Source organism: Candidatus Halocynthiibacter alkanivorans (genome assembly GCF_003333265.1).
GTDB lineage: Bacteria > Pseudomonadota > Alphaproteobacteria > Rhodobacterales > Rhodobacteraceae > Halocyntiibacter_A > Halocyntiibacter_A alkanivorans.
Genome location: NZ_QOLB01000084.1, coordinates 26,591 through 48,759 on the forward strand (window position 1 = coordinate 26,591; position 22,169 = coordinate 48,759).

At 58.3% G+C, this 22,169-nt stretch carries 21 protein-coding genes and 1 pseudogene; 10 read left to right on the forward strand and 12 right to left on the reverse strand.

Going from position 1 to position 22,169, the window contains the following annotated elements:
* Positions 1–222: 222 nt before the first annotated feature.
* Both DWA01_RS09985 and DWA01_RS09990 read right to left on the reverse strand, forming a co-directional pair.
* Positions 223–1,017 (reverse strand): carbon-nitrogen hydrolase family protein, encoded by a 795-nt coding sequence (locus DWA01_RS09985; RefSeq protein WP_114285698.1) that lies wholly within the window; start codon positions 1,015–1,017, stop codon positions 223–225.
* 3 nt (positions 1,018–1,020) lie between these two features.
* Entirely contained in the window at positions 1,021–2,178 is a 1,158-nt protein-coding gene (locus tag DWA01_RS09990) for a M24 family metallopeptidase (RefSeq protein WP_114285699.1), read from the reverse strand.
* A 198-nt stretch (positions 2,179–2,376) separates the two neighbouring features.
* Between DWA01_RS09990 and DWA01_RS09995 the strand changes: the two genes are divergently transcribed.
* Positions 2,377–2,820, forward strand: a complete 444-nt coding sequence (locus DWA01_RS09995; RefSeq protein ID WP_114285700.1) for an aldolase/citrate lyase family protein — start codon at positions 2,377–2,379, stop codon at positions 2,818–2,820.
* A gap of 992 nt (positions 2,821–3,812) precedes the next feature.
* Here the strand turns inward: DWA01_RS09995 and urtE are convergent.
* The 5 genes from urtE to urtA form a co-directional block, all read right to left on the reverse strand.
* Entirely contained in the window at positions 3,813–4,508 is a 696-nt protein-coding gene (urtE, locus tag DWA01_RS10000; RefSeq protein ID WP_114285701.1) for an urea ABC transporter ATP-binding subunit UrtE, read from the reverse strand.
* 3 nt (positions 4,509–4,511) lie between these two features.
* Positions 4,512–5,252, reverse strand: a complete 741-nt coding sequence (urtD, locus tag DWA01_RS10005; protein ID WP_114285702.1) for an urea ABC transporter ATP-binding protein UrtD — start codon at positions 5,250–5,252, stop codon at positions 4,512–4,514.
* Complete coding sequence (gene urtC, locus DWA01_RS10010) at positions 5,249–6,481, reverse strand: urea ABC transporter permease subunit UrtC (RefSeq protein WP_114285703.1); 1,233 nt, start codon at positions 6,479–6,481, stop codon at positions 5,249–5,251. The genes urtD and urtC overlap by 4 nt, the downstream gene beginning before the upstream one ends.
* A 3-nt stretch (positions 6,482–6,484) precedes the next feature.
* The gene (gene urtB, locus DWA01_RS10015; protein ID WP_114285704.1) at positions 6,485–8,440 is read right to left on the reverse strand and encodes an urea ABC transporter permease subunit UrtB; all 1,956 of its coding nucleotides are present in this window, start codon (positions 8,438–8,440) and stop codon (positions 6,485–6,487) included.
* 69 nt (positions 8,441–8,509) lie between these two features.
* Positions 8,510–9,787 (reverse strand): urea ABC transporter substrate-binding protein, encoded by a 1,278-nt coding sequence (gene urtA, locus DWA01_RS10020; RefSeq protein WP_114285705.1) that lies wholly within the window; start codon positions 9,785–9,787, stop codon positions 8,510–8,512.
* Positions 9,788–10,216: 429 nt separating this feature from the next.
* On the opposite strand from urtA, the gene DWA01_RS10025 reads away from it, so the two are divergent.
* The 7 genes from DWA01_RS10025 to ureG are packed head-to-tail and all read left to right on the forward strand — an operon-like array spanning position 10,217 to position 15,051.
* Positions 10,217–11,023, forward strand: a complete 807-nt coding sequence (locus tag DWA01_RS10025; RefSeq protein ID WP_114285706.1) for an urease accessory protein UreD — start codon at positions 10,217–10,219, stop codon at positions 11,021–11,023.
* Complete coding sequence (locus DWA01_RS10030; protein WP_114285707.1) at positions 11,024–11,326, forward strand: urease subunit gamma; 303 nt, start codon at positions 11,024–11,026, stop codon at positions 11,324–11,326.
* A 9-nt stretch (positions 11,327–11,335) separates the two neighbouring features.
* On the forward strand, positions 11,336–11,641 hold the full coding sequence (locus tag DWA01_RS10035) for an urease subunit beta (protein ID WP_114285708.1): 306 nt from the start codon (positions 11,336–11,338) through the stop codon (positions 11,639–11,641).
* Positions 11,641–13,350: an urease subunit alpha gene (gene ureC / locus DWA01_RS10040; RefSeq protein ID WP_114285709.1), complete on the forward strand. Its 1,710-nt coding sequence runs from the start codon at positions 11,641–11,643 to the stop codon at positions 13,348–13,350. The genes DWA01_RS10035 and ureC overlap by 1 nt, the downstream gene beginning before the upstream one ends.
* Positions 13,351–13,359: 9 nt before the next feature.
* Positions 13,360–13,809 carry an urease accessory protein UreE gene (locus DWA01_RS10045; RefSeq protein WP_114285710.1) on the forward strand — a complete coding sequence of 150 codons (450 nt, stop codon included), beginning with the start codon at positions 13,360–13,362 and terminating at the stop codon, positions 13,807–13,809.
* Positions 13,799–14,443: an urease accessory protein UreF gene (locus DWA01_RS10050; protein ID WP_114285711.1), complete on the forward strand. Its 645-nt coding sequence runs from the start codon at positions 13,799–13,801 to the stop codon at positions 14,441–14,443. Before DWA01_RS10045 ends, DWA01_RS10050 begins: the two co-directional genes overlap by 11 nt.
* Positions 14,440–15,051, forward strand: a complete 612-nt coding sequence (gene ureG, locus DWA01_RS10055) for an urease accessory protein UreG (RefSeq protein ID WP_114285712.1) — start codon at positions 14,440–14,442, stop codon at positions 15,049–15,051. The genes DWA01_RS10050 and ureG overlap by 4 nt, the downstream gene beginning before the upstream one ends.
* A gap of 21 nt (positions 15,052–15,072) precedes the next feature.
* Here the strand turns inward: ureG and DWA01_RS10060 are convergent, their stop codons facing one another.
* The 3 genes from DWA01_RS10060 to DWA01_RS10070 are packed head-to-tail and all read right to left on the reverse strand — an operon-like array spanning position 15,073 to position 18,688.
* Positions 15,073–15,735 carry an ATP-binding cassette domain-containing protein gene (locus DWA01_RS10060; protein ID WP_114285713.1) on the reverse strand — a complete coding sequence of 221 codons (663 nt, stop codon included), beginning with the start codon at positions 15,733–15,735 and terminating at the stop codon, positions 15,073–15,075.
* Positions 15,728–17,467 (reverse strand): ABC transporter permease, encoded by a 1,740-nt coding sequence (locus DWA01_RS10065; protein ID WP_114285714.1) that lies wholly within the window; start codon positions 17,465–17,467, stop codon positions 15,728–15,730. Before DWA01_RS10065 ends, DWA01_RS10060 begins: the two co-directional genes overlap by 8 nt.
* Positions 17,468–17,470: 3 nt before the next feature.
* The gene (locus DWA01_RS10070) at positions 17,471–18,688 is read right to left on the reverse strand and encodes an ABC transporter substrate-binding protein (RefSeq protein ID WP_114285715.1); all 1,218 of its coding nucleotides are present in this window, start codon (positions 18,686–18,688) and stop codon (positions 17,471–17,473) included.
* A 535-nt stretch (positions 18,689–19,223) separates the two neighbouring features.
* Between DWA01_RS10070 and DWA01_RS10075 the strand changes: the two genes are divergently transcribed.
* Positions 19,224–19,676, forward strand: a complete 453-nt coding sequence (locus tag DWA01_RS10075; RefSeq protein ID WP_114285716.1) for a hypothetical protein — start codon at positions 19,224–19,226, stop codon at positions 19,674–19,676.
* Positions 19,677–19,966: 290 nt separating this feature from the next.
* Here the strand turns inward: DWA01_RS10075 and DWA01_RS10085 are convergent, their stop codons facing one another.
* Positions 19,967–20,536, reverse strand: a complete 570-nt coding sequence (locus tag DWA01_RS10085) for a LuxR C-terminal-related transcriptional regulator (RefSeq protein ID WP_114285718.1) — start codon at positions 20,534–20,536, stop codon at positions 19,967–19,969.
* Between the two features lie 77 nt (positions 20,537–20,613).
* Between DWA01_RS10085 and DWA01_RS10090 the strand changes: the two genes are divergently transcribed.
* On the forward strand, positions 20,614–21,780 hold the full coding sequence (locus DWA01_RS10090) for an acetyl-CoA acetyltransferase (protein ID WP_114285719.1): 1,167 nt from the start codon (positions 20,614–20,616) through the stop codon (positions 21,778–21,780).
* Between the two features lie 166 nt (positions 21,781–21,946).
* On the opposite strand, the pseudogene DWA01_RS10095 reads toward DWA01_RS10090, so the two are convergent.
* Positions 21,947–22,169: pseudogene (locus tag DWA01_RS10095) on the reverse strand (PfkB family carbohydrate kinase); the annotation flags it as partial.

Sequence of the window (22,169 nt, forward strand, 5' to 3'; positions counted from 1 at the left end):
GGCAGAATTCGGTGCGTCGCGATATCAATTCCGGCAAGGCGAGCGGAAGCAGTACGACGCTACAGACACAAAACCAGCAAAAACGGCACCGGACGCGAACATTTGATCTATGCCAATATCAGATATTTTTGAGCTGGCGCCAGACTGCGCAAGGCGCAACTCCGGCATCATTCAAAAGTGTTTAGCGATTATCAAGAGGCGAAACACACTGATGCCTTCCACCTAGTCGACCCAAGGTAGACAAAGGCGATCTGTGTGATATGGCAACCGCTCCTGAGCCGCCTTAACAGCAGAATTTTTGATCTGTGCGCTCAGGAACCCGGGGCCAGCCCCGGCGCGTGCCAGTTCTGCTCCATCTGGCGCTATGATGCAGCTGCCGCCATAAAACCCTACGCCATTCTCTTGCCCACAGTAATTAGCATAGGTCAGAAACACACCGTTTTCGAACGCGCGGGTCGGAACGACTTTGTCAGCGACGACACCCCATTGCGCACCAAGCGCCGTTGGGACCACCACCAAATCTGCACCGGCCAGGGCGACGTGGCGCAGGTTTTCCGGGAATTCCACATCGAAACAGATAAGAACGGCAATCTTAAAGCCACCCAGGGCAAATAGCTCACACGCTTTGCCGGGCGCAAAATGTTCACCTTCGAAGCCAGGCGGCAAAATAAGCTTACGGTGACGACCAATCACTCTGCCAGATTTGTCGATACACTGAGCACTGTTGAACAAGGTTTCTCCCTGCCGTTCAGCATAGCCATAAAGGATCGCCGTACCATGTGCCTTTGCCAACAGGGCGACGCTGCTGGCAAAAGGTCCATCGCATGGTTCTGCAACATCTGAGACAAGCGCACCGACATTATAGCCACTCTGAAATAATTCCGGCAGGATCAACAGATCGACGGGCTGATTTATGCGTTTGGCCACTAGGGCTTCTGTCAGCCAGTCCAGGCGCGCCTGCGGACCACCAAGATCTGCAGGAACTTGTGCAACAGCGACATTCAGTTCACGTGTCATTCTCTATCCTTTGCTGAGCAGGATTTGGCGCGGATAATCGGTGATATAGTCCACACCGGTTTCTGTCACGACTACTGAGTCACCAATCCGACCGGCGGTCACGCCTTCCACCGAAATGCCACCGTCAACAGCAAAGGTCATTCCGGGTTGCAACACAGTTTTATCACCTTCTTTCAGTTCAGGTGCTTCCAGATAGGCCACGCCGATCGACCTTCCTGTGCGATAGCCGGTTTCATAGCCTCGTTCACGGTAGACTTCGTTTGCCGCTGCCGCGACATCCTCAGCTAAAACACCGGGGCGGATGGCTGCAATAGCCGCCTGTTGGGCCTCAATCGCAGTCAATTGCACGTCGCGCGCCTGATCAGTCACGTCACCGATGTGGAACATCCGGTCGAAACCCAGCTTGTATTGTTTGAACTGAGCCATGTTGCAGAAGCAGAAATAAACCGGATCGAATTTCTGATAGGACCTTACACTCGCGCGGCGGTGCACCATTGAAGCATCGGCGCCACTTTGCAGAATTTGCAGGTTGTGGATCATCGGTGAAACAAACCGATCCCAACCCTTGTCGGTCAGGAAGGTCGCAGCCTTACGTGATCCGGCTTCAATAACAGCAAGCGCGGATTCATATTCTTGTGCGCCCTCTGCCAGGCTGTTGTGCGCCGCGGCCATCATCGCGCAGGCAATTTGACCCGCTTCTTTCATTATGCCGATTTCAAACGGAGTTTTGACCATCCGCATTGCACCCAATACAGGCGAAATATCTTTGAGAGGCACGCCGGGATAAGTGTCGTCCAGATGATTGCGCACAATTGCAGGGATTGTGCCGCGTTCGATCCAAATTTCCGAAGGTTTTTCACCCAGTGCCTGCGCCAGAGCGCGACCCCATGTGCGCTGACCAATGTCTTCCCAAACACGGACATCTTCCACCCAGGTCATTTCGCCGACCATCTCAGATTCCATCAGCGGCGTGATGACGACAGGCGCTTCATCCGCATCTACCACAAGCATCGACGGACGGCCGAATTCAATCCCCAGATAACCCCAGAACCCAGCCAGATAGGCGATCGAGCTTTCGTCAGTAAAAAGGGCCTTCCGGATACCTACCTCTTTCATTCTTGTCTGAAGGTTTCGGGTGCGTATTTTTGCTTCTTCGAGCATTATGAGGTCTCCTTTTATGAGCGCAATTCCTGAGGTTTGTCAGCCAAGATGGCTGGGCAAGAACACGGCATTAGGCGCAACAAATGTCACGATATGCAAACGATCCAAAAGCAGGAATTTCAATTTCGGACATCCAAACTTCTTTTACGTCACTGTATTCCGGCCCCTCCCTGAGGCCGGGGCTATCCACCGCATGGCGTGCGTGGTGCTGGGTCCGCACTGGCGCGCGCATCAATCTTTGCCGCGATACCCGACTACCTGCAAACTGCGCGGGATGAAATCTGCCTGCTGGTGCAGGTTGAGAACCGCAAAGGAATGGAAGCGCTGGACGAAATTCTGAAGAGCGATGGCATTGATGGTGTCTTTTTGGGGCCATCTGATCTGGCCGCAGATATGGGCCATATCGGTCAGGCCGGTGCAGCAGAGGTCAAAGAGACCGTATTGGGCGCCATACGAAAAATCGTTACTGCGGGAAAAGCCGGCGGCATCCTGACCCTGGACCCCCAAACGCAAACGGCCTGCCGCGATCTTGGCGCGACGTTTATCGCAACTGAAATCGACGTCACATTGTTCGTCCGAAATATCCGCGAGGCTGCAAAAGGCGCCGGCGAACGTTTACAAAACGGAGCAGCGCCCCGCTAAATAAGCCGCAACCGCAACACTCAAGATTGCAAATACAAAGCTTCCTGCGCTCGCAGCGAAAGCCCGGTTTTGCCATTCCTCCGGCTGCCAGGTGTCGGGAAGCGCCAAAACCGGACATTTATACCGCCACAGCGAACGAAAACAGCCCGCCAAACTGACCCACTTCTGCAGCAGCAGCATTGATCAGTAAGGGCTCAATCAAAACACATGCAGCCCGGATTTTGACAGTTTCAATCCCAAGCGGCGGCTAATCGAGGACGTTCATCGTCGGGGAAATCATGACGTCAGCCGCAATAGAAAACTCAATGGAGAATGCAACATCCGGGGACATGGAGCGAAAGTTCGCGATCACTGGCAACTAGCCCTCGAGTTCTTTGGGGGCATTCCCCTGAGCACCGCAGCCACTGACAAGATGCGGACGTTCCAGACCTTCACTCGGATCAGTCCAACTGCTGCTCTCGGTCCATTGCCGACATGTAAAACTTGCCGCCTTGGCCAGTGGAATGTTCAGATTGCGGATATTCGCGCATCACGCAGCAAATCAATTTGAATCTATGAACTTCGTAGAATTGAATAGACCATGACTTTGCGTATTTAGGAGTACTGTTAATCGGTTTTCAGAAGACGTCAGACGGAAATTGAAAATGCATTCGCTGGTTCCGATCTTAACGACGATGTCCACGAAATCAGCCCGCTACAACTCGGCGCGAATTGCTTTACGCATGAATGCGTTGCGATATTCTGGGGCCATATCTTGTCTCCTTCATTGCGAATACCGCTCGAAAGAGCCCGGCATTTTTACGCGACAAGACCACTGCAGCTGCGCGCCGCGCCGGGAAATGCTTACCTGCCCCCCCTGTAGGCTTCATGCCGGGTGAAACATGGTCTGCAGTAAGAACTCCCTTCTGTTGTTGCATTTCTGAGATTGCAAAGGGAACTCCGGGCCGGTGCTCCGGTATCCGCCGGCAAAACACTGTTTAACGAATTGCGATCTAAACAGAAACCGCCTCCAGCAACTGCGATCTGGAAATGTCCTTTTTGGTCCCGGAGCTGACAGTTTTACCACCCCGGAGCACGACGAACTGGTCGGAATTCTCATAGGCAAAGTCGAAATATTGTTCGACCAGCACAATTGCCATTTCGCCGAGGTCACGCAGATAGCAGATCACCCTGCCGATCTGTTGAATAATATTAGGCTGAATTCCCTCGGTAGGCTCGTCCAGCAACAGCAGTTTTGGCTTGGTGATCAGCGCCCGGGCAATGGCAAGCTGCTGCTGCTGGCCACCCGACAAGTCCCCCCCGCGCCGGGCCTGCATTTCTTTCAGCACGGGAAACAGATTGTAGATCTCGTCCGGAATAAACCGCTCTGCGGCGGGCAGGCAGGCAAAACCAGTTTCCAGGTTTTCTTTCACACTCAGCAAGGGAAAGACATCGCGCCCCTGCGGCACATAACCGACACCCAGCCTGGCCAGCGCGTGAGCGCTGGGTTTGCCCATGACCTGGCCGTCAATGGTAATCGTTCCGGATGACCTGGGGTGGCTGCCCGAAATGGCTTTGAGCAGGCTGGTTTTACCAACACCGTTTGTGCCCATGACACAGGTGATTTCACCCAGTTTCGCACCCATCGATATGTCATGCAAAATTTGCGAACTGCCATAGTGCAGATTCAGGTTTTCAATTTTCAACATTGCTCAGCGCCCCAGATAGACATCAATGACGTCCTGATTTTTCGTGACATGATCCAGACTGCCCTCGGCCAGAACCGATCCGGCATGCAGCACCGTGACTTTGCAGTTCAGACGCCGGACAAATTCCATATCGTGTTCAACCACGATGACGGCACGGGTCTTGGCCGCCTCAACCAGGATGTTGGTGGTATGCTCGCGCTCTTCGGGCGTCATGCCCGCGGCAGGTTCATCCACCAGCAGCAGCAGCGGGTCCTGAGCCAGCAGCATGCCGATCTCCAGCCATTGTTTCTGACCATGACTAAGCTCACCTGATTTGCGCGCCAGGCTGTCGGCCAGCCCAATTTTTTCGGCGACGTCCCGGACCCGGTTGTCATCCGGTTTTGACCGCCGGTAAAACAATGCCGCAATCGGGGAACGCTCGTTTTTGAGCGCAAGAAGCAGATTGTCAAACACGGTCTGATCCTCGAACACGGTCGGGCGCTGGAACTTCCGGCTGACCCCGGCCTGCGCAATTTTTGCCTCGCTCATGGCCAGCAGAGAAACGGATCTTTCCCCCCAGATCACCCGTCCCTCATCGGGGCGGGTTTTACCGGTGATGATATCCATAAACGTCGTTTTTCCGGCCCCGTTGGGGCCGATGATCGCGCGCATTTCGGCCATACCGATATGAAAGGACAGATTGTTGATCGCCTTGAACCCGTCAAACGAGACCGAGACGCCGGACACCTCAAGCAAAGCACTCATTTTGTCGCCTCTCTTTCCTGCAGTGATCCTTTGCCCGGTCCAAGATCTGCCCCATGCCGGTTGGGCCGGACCACGCCGAGAAACAGATCAATCAGCCCGCCAAGCCCTTTGGGGGCAAACAATGTGACCAGCACAAAGGACAGGCCGAGCAAAACCTGCCACCAGTCCACCCAGTCGATGGTGTAAAAGCCCAGAAACACTGAGGGCACCTGACCGCCGGTGAACCAGGTTGAAGCCAGCGAAACGAACGCTGCACCGATCGCGGCGCCGTACAACCGCCCCCGGCCGCCAATCGCCACCCAGACCGCAAGATAGATCGAAGCAATGGGCGTGACTTCTGCCGGATTGATAATGCCGGCCTGCGGATAATAGAGCGCACCGGCGATACCGGCGATGGCGGCGGTCAGGACAAAGACGAACAGTTTGTAACTCTCAACCGAATAGCCGAGAAATCTGACCCGCGCCTCGTCGTCCCGGATCGCCCGGATCACGCTACCGAATTTTCCGGACACCACCCAGGCGGCAAGCAGATATCCCAGGCCAAGCGCCAGCGCCGAGGCCCACAGGAACCACAGCGAAACCACACTTTGAGGGATGGCTTCGGCCCCGGGCAGATTCTGCAGGCCGGACAGGCCGTTGTTGCCGCGCAGACCGCTGTCGTTCTGAAACAGGTAGAGCGCCAGCGCCAGTGTCATCGCCTGGGTCAGGATCGACAGGTAAACGCCCGTGACCCGGCTGCGGAAGGCCAGCCAGCCAAAGATCAGCGCCAGCAGGCCTGGCACCAGCACCACCAGCATCAGTTGCAGCGGCAGGCTGTGTGAAAATGCCCAGATCAGGGGAAAGTCGCTACTGCCGACGACGCCGAAAATCTTATTTCCGATCGCTGCCACTATTTCCTGATCCGTCGGTGGGATTTCCACATTCGCCAGTGAGGCAAACACCACGTCTCGGGTGCGCTCATACATCAGCCACATGCCAATCATATACCCGCCCAGTCCAAAGAAGGCGAAATGCCCCAGCGACAGTATTCCGCAATAGCCCCACACCAGATCCATGGCGACCGCAACCAGGCTCAGGCAAAGCGTCTTGCCAAGGGTTTTGATCATAGAGGTAGAAATCAGCCCGACACCGGCGCCTTCGGACAATGTGGTGACAACCAGGGTGAAAACAGCCAGACAGGCCAAAAAGACCAGAACGCTGGGGTTGCGATAGAAAAAACTTCTTTGCATGGTTTAGTCCCCTGCCGCACGGCCCTTGAGCGCCACAATGCCCCTGGGTTTGAACTGAATGAAAATGATGATGAAGACGATCATAAAGGTCTGCGCCGCCAGGGTGTTTCCGGGGTTCAGCCATTCGACACCCTTCTGGAAAAACCCGATCATAGTTGCCCCGGCCAGCGTGCCCCAGATGTTGCCAACGCCGCCGACGACCACCGTCATGAAACTCTGCACGATATAATCGTTCCCGAGTTCTGACGTGACCTTTGCGAACAGACCGATGGCGACACCAGCAATGCCGGCAATGCCCGAGCCCAGGCCAAAGGTCAGCATGTTCACCCGCGCCGGGTTAATCCCCATGCTGGCCGCCATTTTCGGGTTTTGCGTCACCGCCCGGGTTTCCAGCCCAAAACGGGTGCGTTTCATGATGAACAGGTAGACAGCGAGAAAAATCATCGCCAGCACAAAGATTGCGATGCGAATGTAGCTGATGGATACGACATCGTTCAGCACCCAGGCCCCGTCCAGCCATGCCGGCGAAGTCAGCGGCCGGGCCTGGGTGCCAAAGATGTTTTTGGCGATCTGCTGCAGCGCAATCGAAATACCAAATGTCGCCAGCAATGTTTCCAGCGGCCGGTTATACAGCCACCGTATGACCAGCCGTTCCATTGCAACCCCGGCCGCAAATGTCACCGCAAAGGCCAGCGGCAGCGCGACAATAATCGAGACTGTGTAGTTGGTGATATACTGCTGCACGATATAGCCGGTGTAGGCCCCCATCATGATGAATTCCGCATGGGCCATGTTGATCACCCCCATCACGCCAAATGTGATGGCCAGGCCAATCGCTGCCAGAAACAGAATTGATCCGAGAGACATGGCATCAAGCGTCAGGTCGACAAACCGGTACAGCCCGACCTTCAGCCCGATGGCATCAAGCGCTTTCGTGGCAGCAGCGGTCACCGCCGGTGACGGGTCCTGGTAAACATCAACAAAGCTATAGCCGGCAACTGCTGCCGCGATTTCTGCTTCGCCGACAGATTCCGCTGCCAGGCCTGCAGCGACAAGCGCGTCATAGGCCTGGTCGCGGGCGTCCTGGCTGCTCAGCTGCGTCAGCGGCACGCCGCCGGCCCGGCCTGCGTCGATATTGGTCAGAAGAGCCGTATATTTACCGGCATCTGTGACCCGTTGAGGGGCCAATTCCGCTGTAACCATCATGGTGTAGGCGTCTTCGACAGACAGGTCTTCACTGCCAGGACGCAGACTGCGCGCGAGGTTCATTCCGGCGGTTTCAGATTTCGGCCCCACGATGCGCCGGGTGGCGACCAGCGGGTTCAGAGCGGCGCGGACATCCAGAGAGGTCGCACCGGACAGTTGGCCGATGGCTTCAATTCGTTTTGCCTCATCCCTGTCAAAAGTAACCGTGAGCAAACGCGTAAGGTGCAGTTTTAAAGTCAAAATATCCGGATCCGTCTCGCCTGCGAGCGAGGCCTGCAAAGGCGCCAGATGCGCCGCGTCCGGGTTGCGCTGAACCGACGTCAGCGCCGCCCGCCGCTGCACCGGGTCCGGGTCCGACAACTGGAAGCGCACCAGCGAGGTGGCGATCATTGCCCGTACGCCACTGTTTGGTTTCAACCGTTTCATCGTTTTGGGATCAAATGTCCCGGCCTCTGCACCGCTGTCAAAATCTAACAACAGGGTCTGACCCCGGGCGTCCTTGACCGTGTGGAAGAACAGACCATCAGATTTGCGCTGCCACATTTCCTTGGCCTGCCAGCTTTGCAGCACCGTCTGCGCCTGCGGCAGCCCGCTGTTGCTCAGCGCGTTGATGGCAGGGGCGATGGTGCGGCGCGAACTTTTTTCAATCAGCGCACGATGCGTCTGAAGAAGATCCTGAACCGGCTGTTGCTGCGCCGCTGTCGCCTGCGCAAACAAAATGATGGCGGTCAAAGCCGCAAGAATTATCCGCATGAGTCCTGCCTGGGTTAGGTAGGAGGGGACTGCAGCCCCCTCCTGAGTAACGTGCTGATCTGATCGCAATCAGTAGTTAGAGAGCGTCTGCACACAGGATTTTGTCACAGTGTTGTACATCCCGCAGTCCAGACCGGCCCAGTCGGATTTCAAAACAGCCGATTCCGGCAGGAAATCTGTCCATGCATCGCCAGCCACTTCGCTGGTCTGGCTGATGATATCGAACTGGCCGTCGGCCTGGATTTCACCGATCAGAACCGGTTTTGCCAGGTGGTGGTTTGGCAGCATCACCGCAGTGCCCCCGGTCAGGTTTGGCACTTCAAGCCCGTACATTTGGGAGCGTACTGCATCGACATCAGTGGATCCGGCCGCCTCAACAGCTTTGATCCACATGTTAAAGCCGATCACGGTTGCTTCCATCGGATCATTGGTCACGCGGTCGTCGCCCATGCGTGCTTTCCACGATGCGATAAAGGCATCATTCAGGTCACTTTCGGCGGACTGGAAATAGTTCCAGGCGGCGAGGTGGCCGACGAGGTTTGATGTATCAAGGCCCGAAAGCTCTTCTTCACCGACAGAAAACGCGATCACAGGGATATCATCTGCCGACACGCCGGCGGCGGCGAGTTCTTTATAAAAGCCAATGTTCGCATCACCATTGATCGTCGAAATGACACCAACTTTTTTACCGTCAGCGCCCAGCGCAATCACGTCAGCTACGATTTTGGACCAGTCGGAATGACCAAATGGCGTGTAGTTTACAAAGATATCTTTGGCCGCAATGCCCTTGTCCGACAGATAGCTTTCGAGAATGTTGTTGGTCGTACGCGGGTAAACATAATCGGTGCCCAGCAGCGCGAATTTTTCGACACCCAGCTCCTCAAGAAAGTAATCCGTCGCCGGGATGGCCTGCTGATTTGGCGCCGCACCAGTGTAAAACACGTTGCGCGAGCTTTCTTCGCCCTCATATTGCACCGGGTAGAACATCAGACCGTTCAGTTCTTCGATCACCGGAAGCACTGATTTGCGGCTGACTGATGTCCAGCCACCGAAAATTACATCCACCTCTTCGACGGTCAGCAGTTCGCGGGCTTTTTCTGCGAACAGTGGCCAGTCGGAGGCCGGGTCAACAACAACCGCTTCCAGTTGTTTGCCCAGCACACCCCCTTTGGCGTTTTGCTCGTCGATCAGCATCAACACCGTGTCTTTGAGTGTTGTTTCTGAAATCGCCATAGTGCCGGACAACGAATGAAGCACACCGATCCGGATTGCATTTTCGGCAAAGGCAGCAGAGCCCAATGCCCCTAAAGCCAGCGTGCCCGCGAGTGCAGTTTTTAGAATAGTCATGAAAACTCTCCCTGCAGGGAGGCACATGTCGCGCGGACTTGAAGCGAGAAGCCCATTCACATATGTACACCCTGCAACATCCAATGTTGCAACCGTGTGGCGGCCCGTCAGATTTCCACGTCAATGGGTCGTCACACACCTTCCACTCGGCTCGCATGGCAAGCGTCCTTTCCGGTAAGACCTACAAACTCCGCAATGCAGCGCCGATACAATGCAATCGAGCTGACAACTTCCAAAATTGCGCTTGCGTGATTAAAATATGTGCGCCACCGGTCCAGGCGCTTATTTTTCAGGCAATCAGCGGCTATCATCTGCCCGCGGCGTTGTTTTCCTGAGCGTTTCCCCTGAATTTACGTCACTCCGGAACGACAAACAGCACAGCCACCGGAGGCAACAATCACTTTCGTTCAAGATATGCGTCCTGCCCAAATGCCAGCCGCGCAACCGCGGGCAAAGGGTGAATTGCGGCTCAGCAGCAAACGGCAGGCTGACAAATCTGCACTCGATACGCTTCGTCAGTCCGGCGCTTACCGGGCCCTGTTTCCGCGCAGCGGTGACCGCGCTCTTACCAGCGTATTTGTGAACACAGCAGGTGGTCTGACCGGCGGCGACCGGATGTCACTGTCGGCGACCGCCGGTCACGACAGCAGGCTGACCCTGACGTCCCAGGCTGCCGAACGCATCTACCGTGCGCAGAGCGGCACGATCGCCCGTGTCACCACCGATCTGACAATCGAAACAAACGCACGTCTGGACTGGCTGCCGCAGGAAACCATCTTATTTGATCGCTCCGCACTGAAGCGCAGGCTGAATGTCACAATGGCTGCAGGCGCCACATTCCTGGCTGTAGAGCCGGTTGTGTTTGGGCGCATCGCGATGGGCGAGACGCTTCAGGACAGCCTGTTTCACGACGATCTGCGTATCACGCGGAATGAAGAGCTGATCTTTGCCGATGCGATCCGGCTTTCTGGTGATGTCGAATCGCAGCTTGCCGCGACAGCGGTTGCCAATGGCGCCCGCGCGCTGGCCATCGTGATATATGTCGCGCCGGACGCAGAAGCCCGTCTTCCTGCGCTGCGCGCTCTGATGCCGGGCACCGGCGGCGCCAGTCTTATCCGTCCCGATGTTCTGTTTGCCCGTTTTCTTGCACCTGACAGCTACCTGTTGCGGCGCGATCTGATCCCGGTGCTCGAGCTTCTGCACGACGGCCCGCTTCCCAAAACATGGACTCTTTAGATGAAACTTACGCCCCGAGAAAAAGACAAGTTGCTGATTGCTATGGCGGCGGTGGTTGCGCGCAAGCGCCTGGAACGGGGCGTGCAGTTGAACTATCCCGAAGCCATTGCCCTGATCACGGATGCGGTGGTCGAAGGCGCGCGCGACGGGCGCAGTGTCGCCGATATGATGGAGGCAGGGGCGCAGGTGATCTCGCGCAGCCAGTGTATGGACGGCATAGCTGAAATGATCCCGGAGGTGCAGGTTGAGGCAACGTTCCCTGACGGCACCAAACTTGTCACCGTTCACCAACCCATCCGCTAGGAGCCGCGCATGATCCCCGGAGAAATCTTTCCCGCTGAGGGCACGCTGACACTGAATGTGTGCGCCATTGCGATTACCCTGATGGTTGCCAACACCGGTGACCGGCCGATACAGATCGGCAGCCATTATCATTTTGCCGAGGCCAATCCGGCGCTGGAGTTTGACCGGCTGGCAGCACGTGGGATGCGACTGGACATTGCAGCAGGCACCGCCGTGCGCTTTGAGCCGGGTCAGCGCCGCGACGTGTCGCTTATCCCGGTGTCGGGTGGGCGTCGTATTTTTGGCTTCAATCAAGACATCATGGGAGACCTCTGATGGCCGTACAAATTTCCCGCGCCGATTACGCCGCCATGTATGGCCCCACCACGGGAGACAAGCTGCGTCTTGCCGATACTGACCTGATCATCGAAGTGGAGCGCGACCTGACCCGCTATGGGGAAGAAGTCAAATTCGGCGGCGGCAAAGTCATTCGCGACGGCATGGGCCAGTCCCAGGTCACCCGTGCTGCCGGCGCCGTTGACACCGTCATCACCAATGCGCTGATCGTGGATCACTCTGGCGTCTACAAGGCCGATGTCGCACTGTTCAATGGCCGCATCCATGCCATTGGCAAAGCGGGAAATCCTGACACCCAGCCAAGCGTAGATATTATCATTGGCCCAGGCACAGAAATTATTGCCGGCGAAGGCCGCATTCTGACCGCTGGCGGGTTTGACAGCCACATTCATTTCATCTGCCCCCAGCAAATGGAGGATGCGCTGCATTCTGGTGTGACGACGATGCTGGGCGGCGGCACCGGTCCGGCGCAGGGTACTCTGGCCACCACCTGCACGCCCGGCCCCTGGCATATCGGGCGCATGCTGCAGGCGGCAGACGCGTTTCCGATGAACCTTGCTTTTGCCGGCAAAGGCAATGCCAGCCTGCCCGCAGCGCTGGAAGAACAAGTACTGGCGGGGGCCTGTGCGCTAAAGCTGCACGAGGACTGGGGCACCAGTCCGGCGGCGATCGACTGCTGTCTGGATGTGGCCGATCAGATGGATGTGCAAGTGATGATCCACACCGACACCCTGAATGAATCCGGTTTTGTCGAGCACACGATCAAGGCAATGAAAGGCCGCACCATCCACGCCTTTCACACCGAAGGCGCCGGCGGCGGTCACGCGCCGGATATCATCAAAATATGCGGCGAAGACTATGTCTTGCCCAGCTCAACCAACCCGACCCGTCCCTTTACGGTGAACACGATTGAAGAGCATCTTGATATGCTGATGGTCTGTCACCACCTCGACAAATCGATCCCCGAGGATGTGGCATTTGCCGAAAGTCGCATCCGTCGCGAAACCATTGCAGCCGAAGATATTCTGCATGATATGGGCGCGTTTTCGATCATTGCCTCGGACAGCCAGGCCATGGGTCGCGTCGGTGAAGTGCTGATCCGCACCTGGCAGACCGCCGACAAAATGCGCAAACAACGTGGCCGCCTTTCCGAGGAAACCGGCGACAACGACAACTTCCGGGTGCGCCGTTATATTGCTAAATATACCATCAACCCGGCAATCGCCCATGGCATCGCCCATGAAATCGGCAGTATTGAAGTGGGCAAGCGCGCCGATCTGGTGCTGTGGGATCCAGCGTTTTTTGGGGTGAAACCTGAAATGGTGCTGATGGCCGGCACCATTGTCAGCGCCCAGATGGGCGATCCCAACGCTTCGATCCCGACGCCGCAACCCGTCTACAGCCGCCCGATGTTCGGAGCCTACGGGCGCAGCGTTGAACAGTCTGCGGTAACCTTTGTGTCGGAGGCCGCCCAGGCGGATGACGTGCGGGGCAAGCTGGGGCTCGCCAAACAAACGGTTGCGGTGCGCAATACCCGCAATATCGGCAAGGCGGATCTGATCCTGAACAATGCCACGCCTCATATCGAGGTGGACCCTGAAACCTATGAGGTGCGCGCCGACGGCGAGTTGCTGACCTGTGAACCCGCTGAAGTGCTGCCGATGGCACAGCGCTATTTCCTGTTCTGAGAGGGGCTGATGACACTTATTTCTTCCCATACTATCCAGCGTGCCGGGCAGTGGTCCGGCGCGGCTGACCATTGTGTGCTGACCTATGATGAACGCTTCCTGCGCCGCAAACGCCTGGTTGCAGTCGAGGGCACGGTATTTCTGGTCGATCTGGCGCATACCGTGTCGCTGAATCACGGCGATGCCTTTGAACTGACGGACGGGTGTCTGATCGCGGTCGAGGCAGCGCAGGAAGAATTGCTGGAGATCACCGGCGAAGATCTGGTGCGGCTGGCCTGGCATATCGGCAACCGGCACTGCCCCTGTCAGGTCGAACCCGCGCGGCTGCTGATTCAGAACGATCATGTGATCCACGATATGCTGACGTTGCTAGGCGCGACTCTGCGCGACGTGACCGAAGCCTTTTGTCCCGAAGGAGGCGCCTACGGGCACGGGCGCACCCATTCCCATGCACACTGACGCGGTTCTGACCCTGGCCCAGTGGCTGTCGCCCGCTTTTCCCATCGGCGCGTTCAGCTACAGCCACGGGCTGGAGTGGTCGGTTGAAAACGGCGACGTCCGCGACGCGGACACTCTTTGCGCCTGGCTGTCAGCCGTCACCAAATATGGGGCTGGGCGCAATGATTTGCTGCTTCTGGCTGCAGCCCATCGCGCCCAGGATACCGCCGAACTGGCAGAAATTGACACTCTGGCCCGCGCGTTGGCGCCTTCAAAAGAACGCCTGCTGGAGACAGTGCAGCAGGGCGATGCCTTTGTGCGCACGGTGAGTGACGTCTGGTTGCATGACCTGCCCGGGCTGACATTGCCTGTTGCGGTCGGGGCTGCGGCCCAGGCGCAACGCCTGCCGCTCGACCTTACTGCACAGATGTTTTTACAGGCGTTTATCAATTCGCTTGTATCCGCCGCGATCCGGCTCATCCCCATTGGTCAGACCGACGGTCAGAAGTGTATTGTCGCCCTGGCACCGCTCTGCAGGCGCACGGCAGAGCGCGCGCTGCAGCAAAACCTGGATGATCTTGGCGCAAGCTGCTTTCTTTCTGATATTGCATCGATGAAACATGAAACCCAATATTCAAGGCTGTTCCGCTCATGACTTCACCAAACGGACCCCTGCGCATCGGCATCGGCGGCCCTGTCGGCGCCGGCAAGACCACCCTTACCGCAGCCTTGTGCCGCAGCATGCGGGCCCGGTTTTCGGTCGGCGTCATTACCAATGACATCTACACCCAGGAGGACGCCGAAGCCCTGATGCGGCTGCAGGTGTTGCCCCGGGACCGGATCATTGGCGTTGAGACCGGCGGTTGCCCCCATACCGCCATTCGCGAGGACGCTTCGATCAATCTGGCAGCCATCGCCGATCTGGTCTCGCGCCACCCCGACCTTGATGTTGTGCTGATTGAATCCGGCGGTGACAATCTTTCAGCGACGTTCAGCCCTGAGCTCGCCGATATTACGCTTTATGTCATTGACGTTGCCGCCGGAGAAGAAATCCCCCGCAAAGGTGGCCCGGCAATCACCAAATCCGACATCCTGGTTATAAACAAAACCGACCTCGCGCCCTATGTCGGTGCGTCGCTTGAGGTGATGAAACGCGACAGTCAAAAAATGCGTGGAGCGCGTCCTTTTGTCTTTGCGTCGCTGAAATCTGGTGAAGGCCTGGACGAAATACTGCAACTGGTCCTGGAAATCGGTGGGTTGTAGTCCCGGACATAACGCCCGGGATCAAGTGAGAGAGTGCACATCCTGCATCTGGATTATTTTACCGCCGCTGGCTTGTGCATCTTCCAGGTCGTGGGTGACAAGCAGCACCGGCAGACCCTGCTCGCGCGCCCGGGCAAAAACCAGTGTCCGCATCTGTGCGCGCAGTGTCGCGTCCAGCCCGGAAAAGGGTTCATCCAGCAACAGCGCAGCCGGTTCAGACAGCAACATGCGCATCAGGGCTACCCGGGCTTTCTGGCCGCCGGACAATGTGGCCGGGTCTCTGTTATCAAACCCATCAAGACCGATATCGGCCAGAGCGACACTGATCCGCGCCGCGCGGTGTTTTGTGGGTCGCAGGCCAAATGCCAGGTTTGCGCCAACCGACAAATGGGGAAACAACAGATCGTCCTGAAACAGGATGCCGATATTGCGCTGTTCCGGACGCGCTGCGGTGATGTCCCGCCCGTCCAGCCGGATCAGCCCCGAACAGGTGAAAGCCGGATCCAGCGTGCCAGTGATCGCCGCCAGCAACGTCGATTTGCCGGAGCCGGACGGCCCCATCAGCGACAGCACCTCACCCGGATCGATATGGGCGTCGATCTCTGTCAGTGTGCTGGTGCCGCGGGAAATACGCAGGTTTTGCAGGGACAGGCCCTGTTGTCTGCTGCTGGAGGTGTCAGTCATTGTATAAGGCCTTGCGGTTGAACCAGATAAGCCGGGGCAGAAAAAGCGCCAGCGCAAAGGGGACTAAAGCGGCGCCGGTCTGCACCAGAGCATAGACGCCAATGGCGCGGCGGTCGCCCCCTGAGGCCAGCGCGACCGCTTCGGTGGTCAGGGTCATGACGCGGCCACCCCCGACCAGCAAGGTTGGCAGATACTGTCCAACCGAGACCGCGAATCCCACCGCCGCAGCTGTCAGAACCGGTGCCAGCAACATAGGCAGGCGCAGGGTCCACAGCACCCGGTCAGCCCCGGCACCAAGCGCGCCGCCGATCGTGGCGTAGCGTTTGTCCCAGGCGCGGAACGGATCCGCGAGCGACAGAAACACATAGGGCAGCACGAACACGACATGGACTGCAATAACCGCCGCTCTGCCGGACGTCAGCCCCAGCGAGATCATCAACGTCTGTACCCCGGGCAGAAAGGCGACCTGCGGTATCAGCAGTGGCAGGTACAGGATCCAGAATCCACCGCGCCCCATGCGCAGCCCGTGCCGGTGCTCGGCTTCCAGACAGCCGATGGTCAGCACAAGCGCGATCAGGGTTGAAACAGCTGCGATGACGACGGTTTCTTGCAACGGCTGGGCCAGCGTCGGCCCGAACCGCAGCCAGCTGCGCAGGCTGAACTCCTGCGGCAGCAGATCGGGAAAACGCCAGAGCCCGGCGAAAGACCAGGTGATCAGACCCGCAAGCCCCAGCAGCACTGCCAGGACCGAAATCCCGGCCAGCAGAATTGCCAAGGGCCGCAGAGCCCGCAGCGCAGGGGCACGTTGACCGGATTCGGTCCAGCGCATGCCCAGCTTTGCGGTGACGATCTCGCCGCCACGCCAGGCGACAAGAGAAGCGAGCACCAGGCCGAGCTGGACCAGCGCCCCGGCGGCGGCGCGCAGCCGCAGGGTCAGATCCGGGTCCGAGGTCCAGCGCACGATCTGCACCGACAGCGGCGGCGGGGTATTGGGCCCCAGAATGACCGCGACATCGACCACCGACATCGAATAGGCCAGCACCACATAGACCGGCAGCCGGATCTGGGCATAGACGCGGGGAAATATGGCTTTCAGCCAGGCAGCTTCGCGGCCGTAGCCCAGGCTGCGGGCGATCACCAGCGACCTGCGGCTTTGGACCTGGCCCATGGCGGCCATTGCCATCAGCAGCAGAAACGGCACTTCCTTTACCACCAGCCCGGCAATAAGTGACAGGCCCATCGGGTCCTGCAGGATCAACAGGTCGGGCGGCCGGTCCCAACCCGTCAGTGCCGGGGAAACGGCGCGCACAATCCAGCCAGAGGGGGCAATCAGGAAGGCGAGGCCAAAGGCCGCCGCGGCATGGGGCACTGACAAAAGCGGCGACAGCAGGCGACGCAGCAGCGTAAAAACTTTAGTGTCCTGCAGCGACGCCAGGATCAGGGTGACCAGGGCCAGCGACAGCAGGGTGGCGCCAAGCCCGCTGGACAGGCTGAGGCGCAGCGCGCTGTTAAAACCGGGCCAGGCGAAAAGATCCCGGAACGCGTTCAGCCCCGGCTCATAGAGACCCAGTGCCGGCATGATGCCAAAAGCAGGGGCAACCGTGCCGACAAACCCGGCCAGAACCGGCCCTGCCAGCACCAACACCGTCAGCAAGGGCAACAGGCGCAGTACAACCGGGCGGCGCGCGGTGTGCTTCCGCCCGGTTGCGCTGATATTTTCGGCGCGGCCCATATCTTACCGGGCGGTGCCGTAGCGGCTGATCCAGTCCGCAGTCACCCGGGTCATCCAACTGGGGTGCGGTTCCGCAAGCGCCTGGCCCAGTTCCACTGGTGTCAACGTCGCGATGCCAAGGTCGATATTTTCAAACCTGGCCCGGTCCTCAGCCGACAAAGCGGCCATGTCGAGCACGGTACCATAGCCAAGATAGTCCGGGTTCAGCGCCCGGGCCTGGGCTTCGGGCGACAGCAGGAAGTTGGCGACAATCATCGCGCCTTCCGCCGCATTGGCGTTATAAGGGATTGCCACGAAAGAGGCGTTGCCGATGGTGCCGTCCCGCAGCACAAACGTGCGCACCGTGTCGGGCAGCTCAAAATTGGCAATCGCCGTTGAGGCGGCCCCGGGGCTGAAAGAAATCGCCAGGTCGATCTCATTGTCGGCGATCAGCGCCAGCTGGGTATTGCCGGTCTGCGGATAGGCTCTGCCCTGACGCCAAAGCGTTGGGGTCAGGGCATCCAGATAGTCCCACAGCGGCGCGGTAACCGTGGCGTAAGTGTCGTCGCTGGCCGGCGCAAGCAGCGGCGCGGGATCCTCAACCAGATCATACAGCGCCTGTTTCAAAAAAGTTGAACCAAGGAAATCCGGCGGTTGAGGATAGGTGAAGCGGCCAGGATTGGCGCGCGACCACTCCAGGATCGCCGCCATATCAGGCAACGGTTCAGCCAGATCAGCCGTGTCATACATGAACACCACCTGAGCCATCGCCCAGGGGCTTTCGAACCCGTCCGTCGGCACAGTGAAATCAGTCTGAACGGTTTTGCCGTCCACATCGACAATCTGCCAGTTGGGCAGCTGTTCAGCAAATGGCCCGAACAACAGGCCGCTTTCTTTCATTGCGGCAAAATTGGCACCGTTAATCCAGATCAGGTCAACTGCCCCGCCGCTGTCTTTGCCGGCGCTTTTTTCGGCAAGCACCCGCGAAACCGCATCAGCTGTGTCTGACAGCTTCACATGTTCAAGCGTGACACCATATTCCTCTGACACGCGGTTGCCGACCCAGGCAATAAAATCATTGGTGGTGGTCGATCCGCCCCAGGCATTCCAGTAAACGGTCTGACCGCGTGCAGCAGATTGCACCGCGTCCCAGTCGGCGGGGTTCGTGTCTGCAAGGGTTGGTAATGCGAGGCCAGGTATGGCAAGAGCGGCGGCGGCAATTGCGGCGAAAGAAAAGCGCATAAATTACTCCGTTTGGGAGGGAAGGAAACAACACGTTCGTGAAATCCAGGCGAGCAAGGCCCCTGAACCAGCAATGCGGCACAAACCGTCACAAGCGATATCGAGACAGCCACCGATAGCGGCGGGTCTTGTTGCGCGCCCCAGCACAGCCGGTTTCCGGCTTTGCATGCTCAGTGAGCTGTCCGTGAGTTTTCGGTTCTGAGTGTTGATCATAGGCGGACATTGCCCCAGACGCGGAGACAATGTCACGGCCCAACTGGGCCTGCGTCCGGTTCTGACAAGCTTGTGAGACGCCGTGTCCGGCTCAGAAGCATATAAAGGGGCGGTAACCGTGCGTGACGCGGGCAAGACGGATGTTTCAATGTTGCGTGTTGCATTATTCTCCGCGATGGCCCCGATGGTCCCGGCGGCGGAACGGGCGCATGTTTTTGCCGTAAGCAGGCCTTCGCTGCGAGGCTAACAAAGGGCTGCTTTACGGACTATCCGGACATCCCCCCAGATCAGTCCGGCTGGTGCGTCAGGCCCGGAGCGCGCAATGTCCGCCACCCATCATGCGGTGACGCGACTGGTCAGGCAGATCTTGACCCGCAACAACGCCGGAATATACGAGGCCTGCCTGATGCGCCAAGGCCGGATCTGCTATTTATGCAAGCGCCTGCCTCAAAAACTTTCAAACCACCAATCAAACAAATTTCGCTGTCTTTCTTTGCGAACCGATCTGCCGCCAGATGCCGGGACGCGGGCCGCAAGGCTGCTCTCGGTCTGCCGGCGAGTGGAGACTGAAATCATGCACGCCCTGAACAACAGCACCCTGGGTCCTTCTGACATCAAGGCTCTGAGGACTGAAGTCTTACGGGGAGAACTGGCAAAAATTCTCGCTGAACAGACGACCATGGGCAGCCTTTCTGACGGCACAGCTGAAGCGCGTATCACTGAAGTTGAGGGTGAAAACCGCGCTCTGCGCCGGGTGCCACTGCGGCAGAATTAGTCCAGCGTTCTGGTACGCCTTGAAAAAGCGAGCCAATTGACCGCAATTTCGCGTCCTGCCCCCCTCCGGACCGATCCTGACCGTCAGGCGGTCTCACTGAGGAAGCGCCTGATTGAAGTCGACCCGGAAGTGTTGGACGGCGGGGAGGTTCGGCTTGCCTCGACAGATCTGCTTTCAGAACGGGGTGCTGGTGCGTTTGACACAAACGCAATATCGCCTGTCCTTATTTCGCAAGCCCCGGGTGAAGATTGAAGCAGATCCCTTCAAAGCGGGAGCCACAACCGCCGCGATCAGACCGGCACCCCGGACAGTTTTGCCAATAGCTCAGGCGTGCTCCTGGCTGCAAATTTCTGAAGTAAATTCGCCCGGTACACGTCGATTGTGCGCGGTGAAAGCTTCAGTTTACGCGCAATTTCCTTGGTTGGCAGGCCTTGGGTCAACATCATCACCACCTGTCGTTCGCGTCGGGTCAGCGGTATCATCGGGCGATTGTCCGACAGGTCGGTAAAACTCCAGACGCAATGGGCGAAGGGTTCGTCAGGATCCTGCGATTGCCCGCGCGCGTGACACCAGAACAGCTTGCCGTCGGCGCGTTTCATTACCCGGTCATCATGATAACTCCCGGTGGCCTGCATCTGCGCCCGCCCGATCCTGCCAATCTCAAGGAATTCCTTGTTGGATGGGTAGAGGATTTCCAGCAACTGACCTTCCAGCGCGGCAGCATCAAAGCCGAACATTTCGCAAAACCGCTGATTACAGCGTTCGATCTGGCGATCACGGGTGACGACCAGCCCGACCGGCGCCATGTCAAAGCCGAAATCAGTCGTTGCTGCGGTTCCCGAAGCCGGTTCATTGCGCATAGTAGGTAATCTCACCGATGGTTGTGCGGCCCCAATCTGTGAACAATCACCAGGACAGTCAAGTTTTGGAGGATCACATGGATGCACGGATAGTTGGATGGGGCCATACCCGGTTTGGACGGTTGGGCGACTGCACACTGGAGGATCTGATCCTTGACGTAACCCGGCAGGCCACGGCCCATGCCGGGCTGCAGGCGACGGATATTGATGGCATATGGCTGGGGCATTTTAATTCCGGCCTGGTGGGTGACGGGTTTGCCGCCTCGCTGGCGCTGAACGCGGATGACGCCCTGCGGTTCACTCCGGCGGTGCGGGTGGAAAACGCCTGTGCCTCCGGGTCGGCGGCGATCTACGCCGCGCGGGATGCCATACGTGCCGGGGATACCAAAATTGCGCTGGTTATCGGCGCCGAGAAGATGACCGCCTGTGATACCGCCGCCGCCACGCGGGCGCTGGCCGGTGCGTCGTATCAGAAAGAGGAATCCGGCGTGTCCTTTCCGCAGATCTTTGCCCGGTTTGCGCAGCGCTATTTCCAGCACTACGGGGATCACAGTGAGGTTCTTGCCCGGATCGCCGCAAAGAACCATGCCAATGCGATGGCCAATCCGCTGGCGCATCTGCAAAAAGATATTGGGTTTGACGCCTGCAATACGGTGAGCGAGAAAAACCCGGTGATTGCCGCGCCGCTGCGGTTGACGGATTGTTCGCTGATCAGCGACGGCGCCGCCGCGCTGATACTGGTGGCCGATGATATGGCCGGTCAGTTCGCCCAAAACATTGCGTTTCGTGCCGCCGTGCAGGTGAACGATTTCCTGCCGATGTCGCGCCGCGACCTGCTGGCGTTTGAGGGGCCGGCGCTGGCGTTTTCGCAGGCGTTTGCACAGGCCGGGGTGCAACCTGGTGATCTCGATTTTGCCGAGGTGCACGACTGTTTTACCATTGCTGAGCTGTTGATCTACGAGGCAATGGGGCTGGCGCCGCGTGGTCAGGGGGCGCAGGCCATTCTGGACGGGGTCGTCTGTGCCGACGGCGATCTGCCGGTCAATCTGTCGGGCGGGCTCAAGGCGAAGGGCCATCCGGTGGGGGCGACCGGGGTGTCCATGCATGTCATGGCGGCGCAACAGCTGTGCGGCACAGCCGGGGCGATGCAAAAGCACGGCGCCGAGCTGGGCCTTGTGTTCAATATGGGCGGCTCCGGCGTCGCCAATTATTGTAGCATTCTGGAAAATGGGGCGCGTCATTAAGCTCGCATACTGGCTGGTTAAACCCGCAAAACGGGCGCTTTGAGCCACGGCTTTGGGGAAGGGCACCAGAGCCGGCCTCCTCCGACGTCCCGGCTCAGACGCTTTCGGCCCGCCCCAGACAGCAAGCTCGCTCAATTCGATCGTCGTCGTTGTCAGATTCCGCCGCTGTGATCATGCGGCCGGCGGTGTTCTCATCATAAAACGTATACTCCGTCTGGCCATCGCGCAGCCGCACGAAGGCCAGCGTCGCTGGCCGCCTTGAGCGGATCGCAAAAGAAGCATCAACGCGGCTTTCGTGCAGGGTCTGCTCCAGCTGAATGCAAACAGGTCGTTCGACAGGCCCGACAAGAACCCCGTTGGCACCCCCAGCCGACCCAGCGCAATCGCAG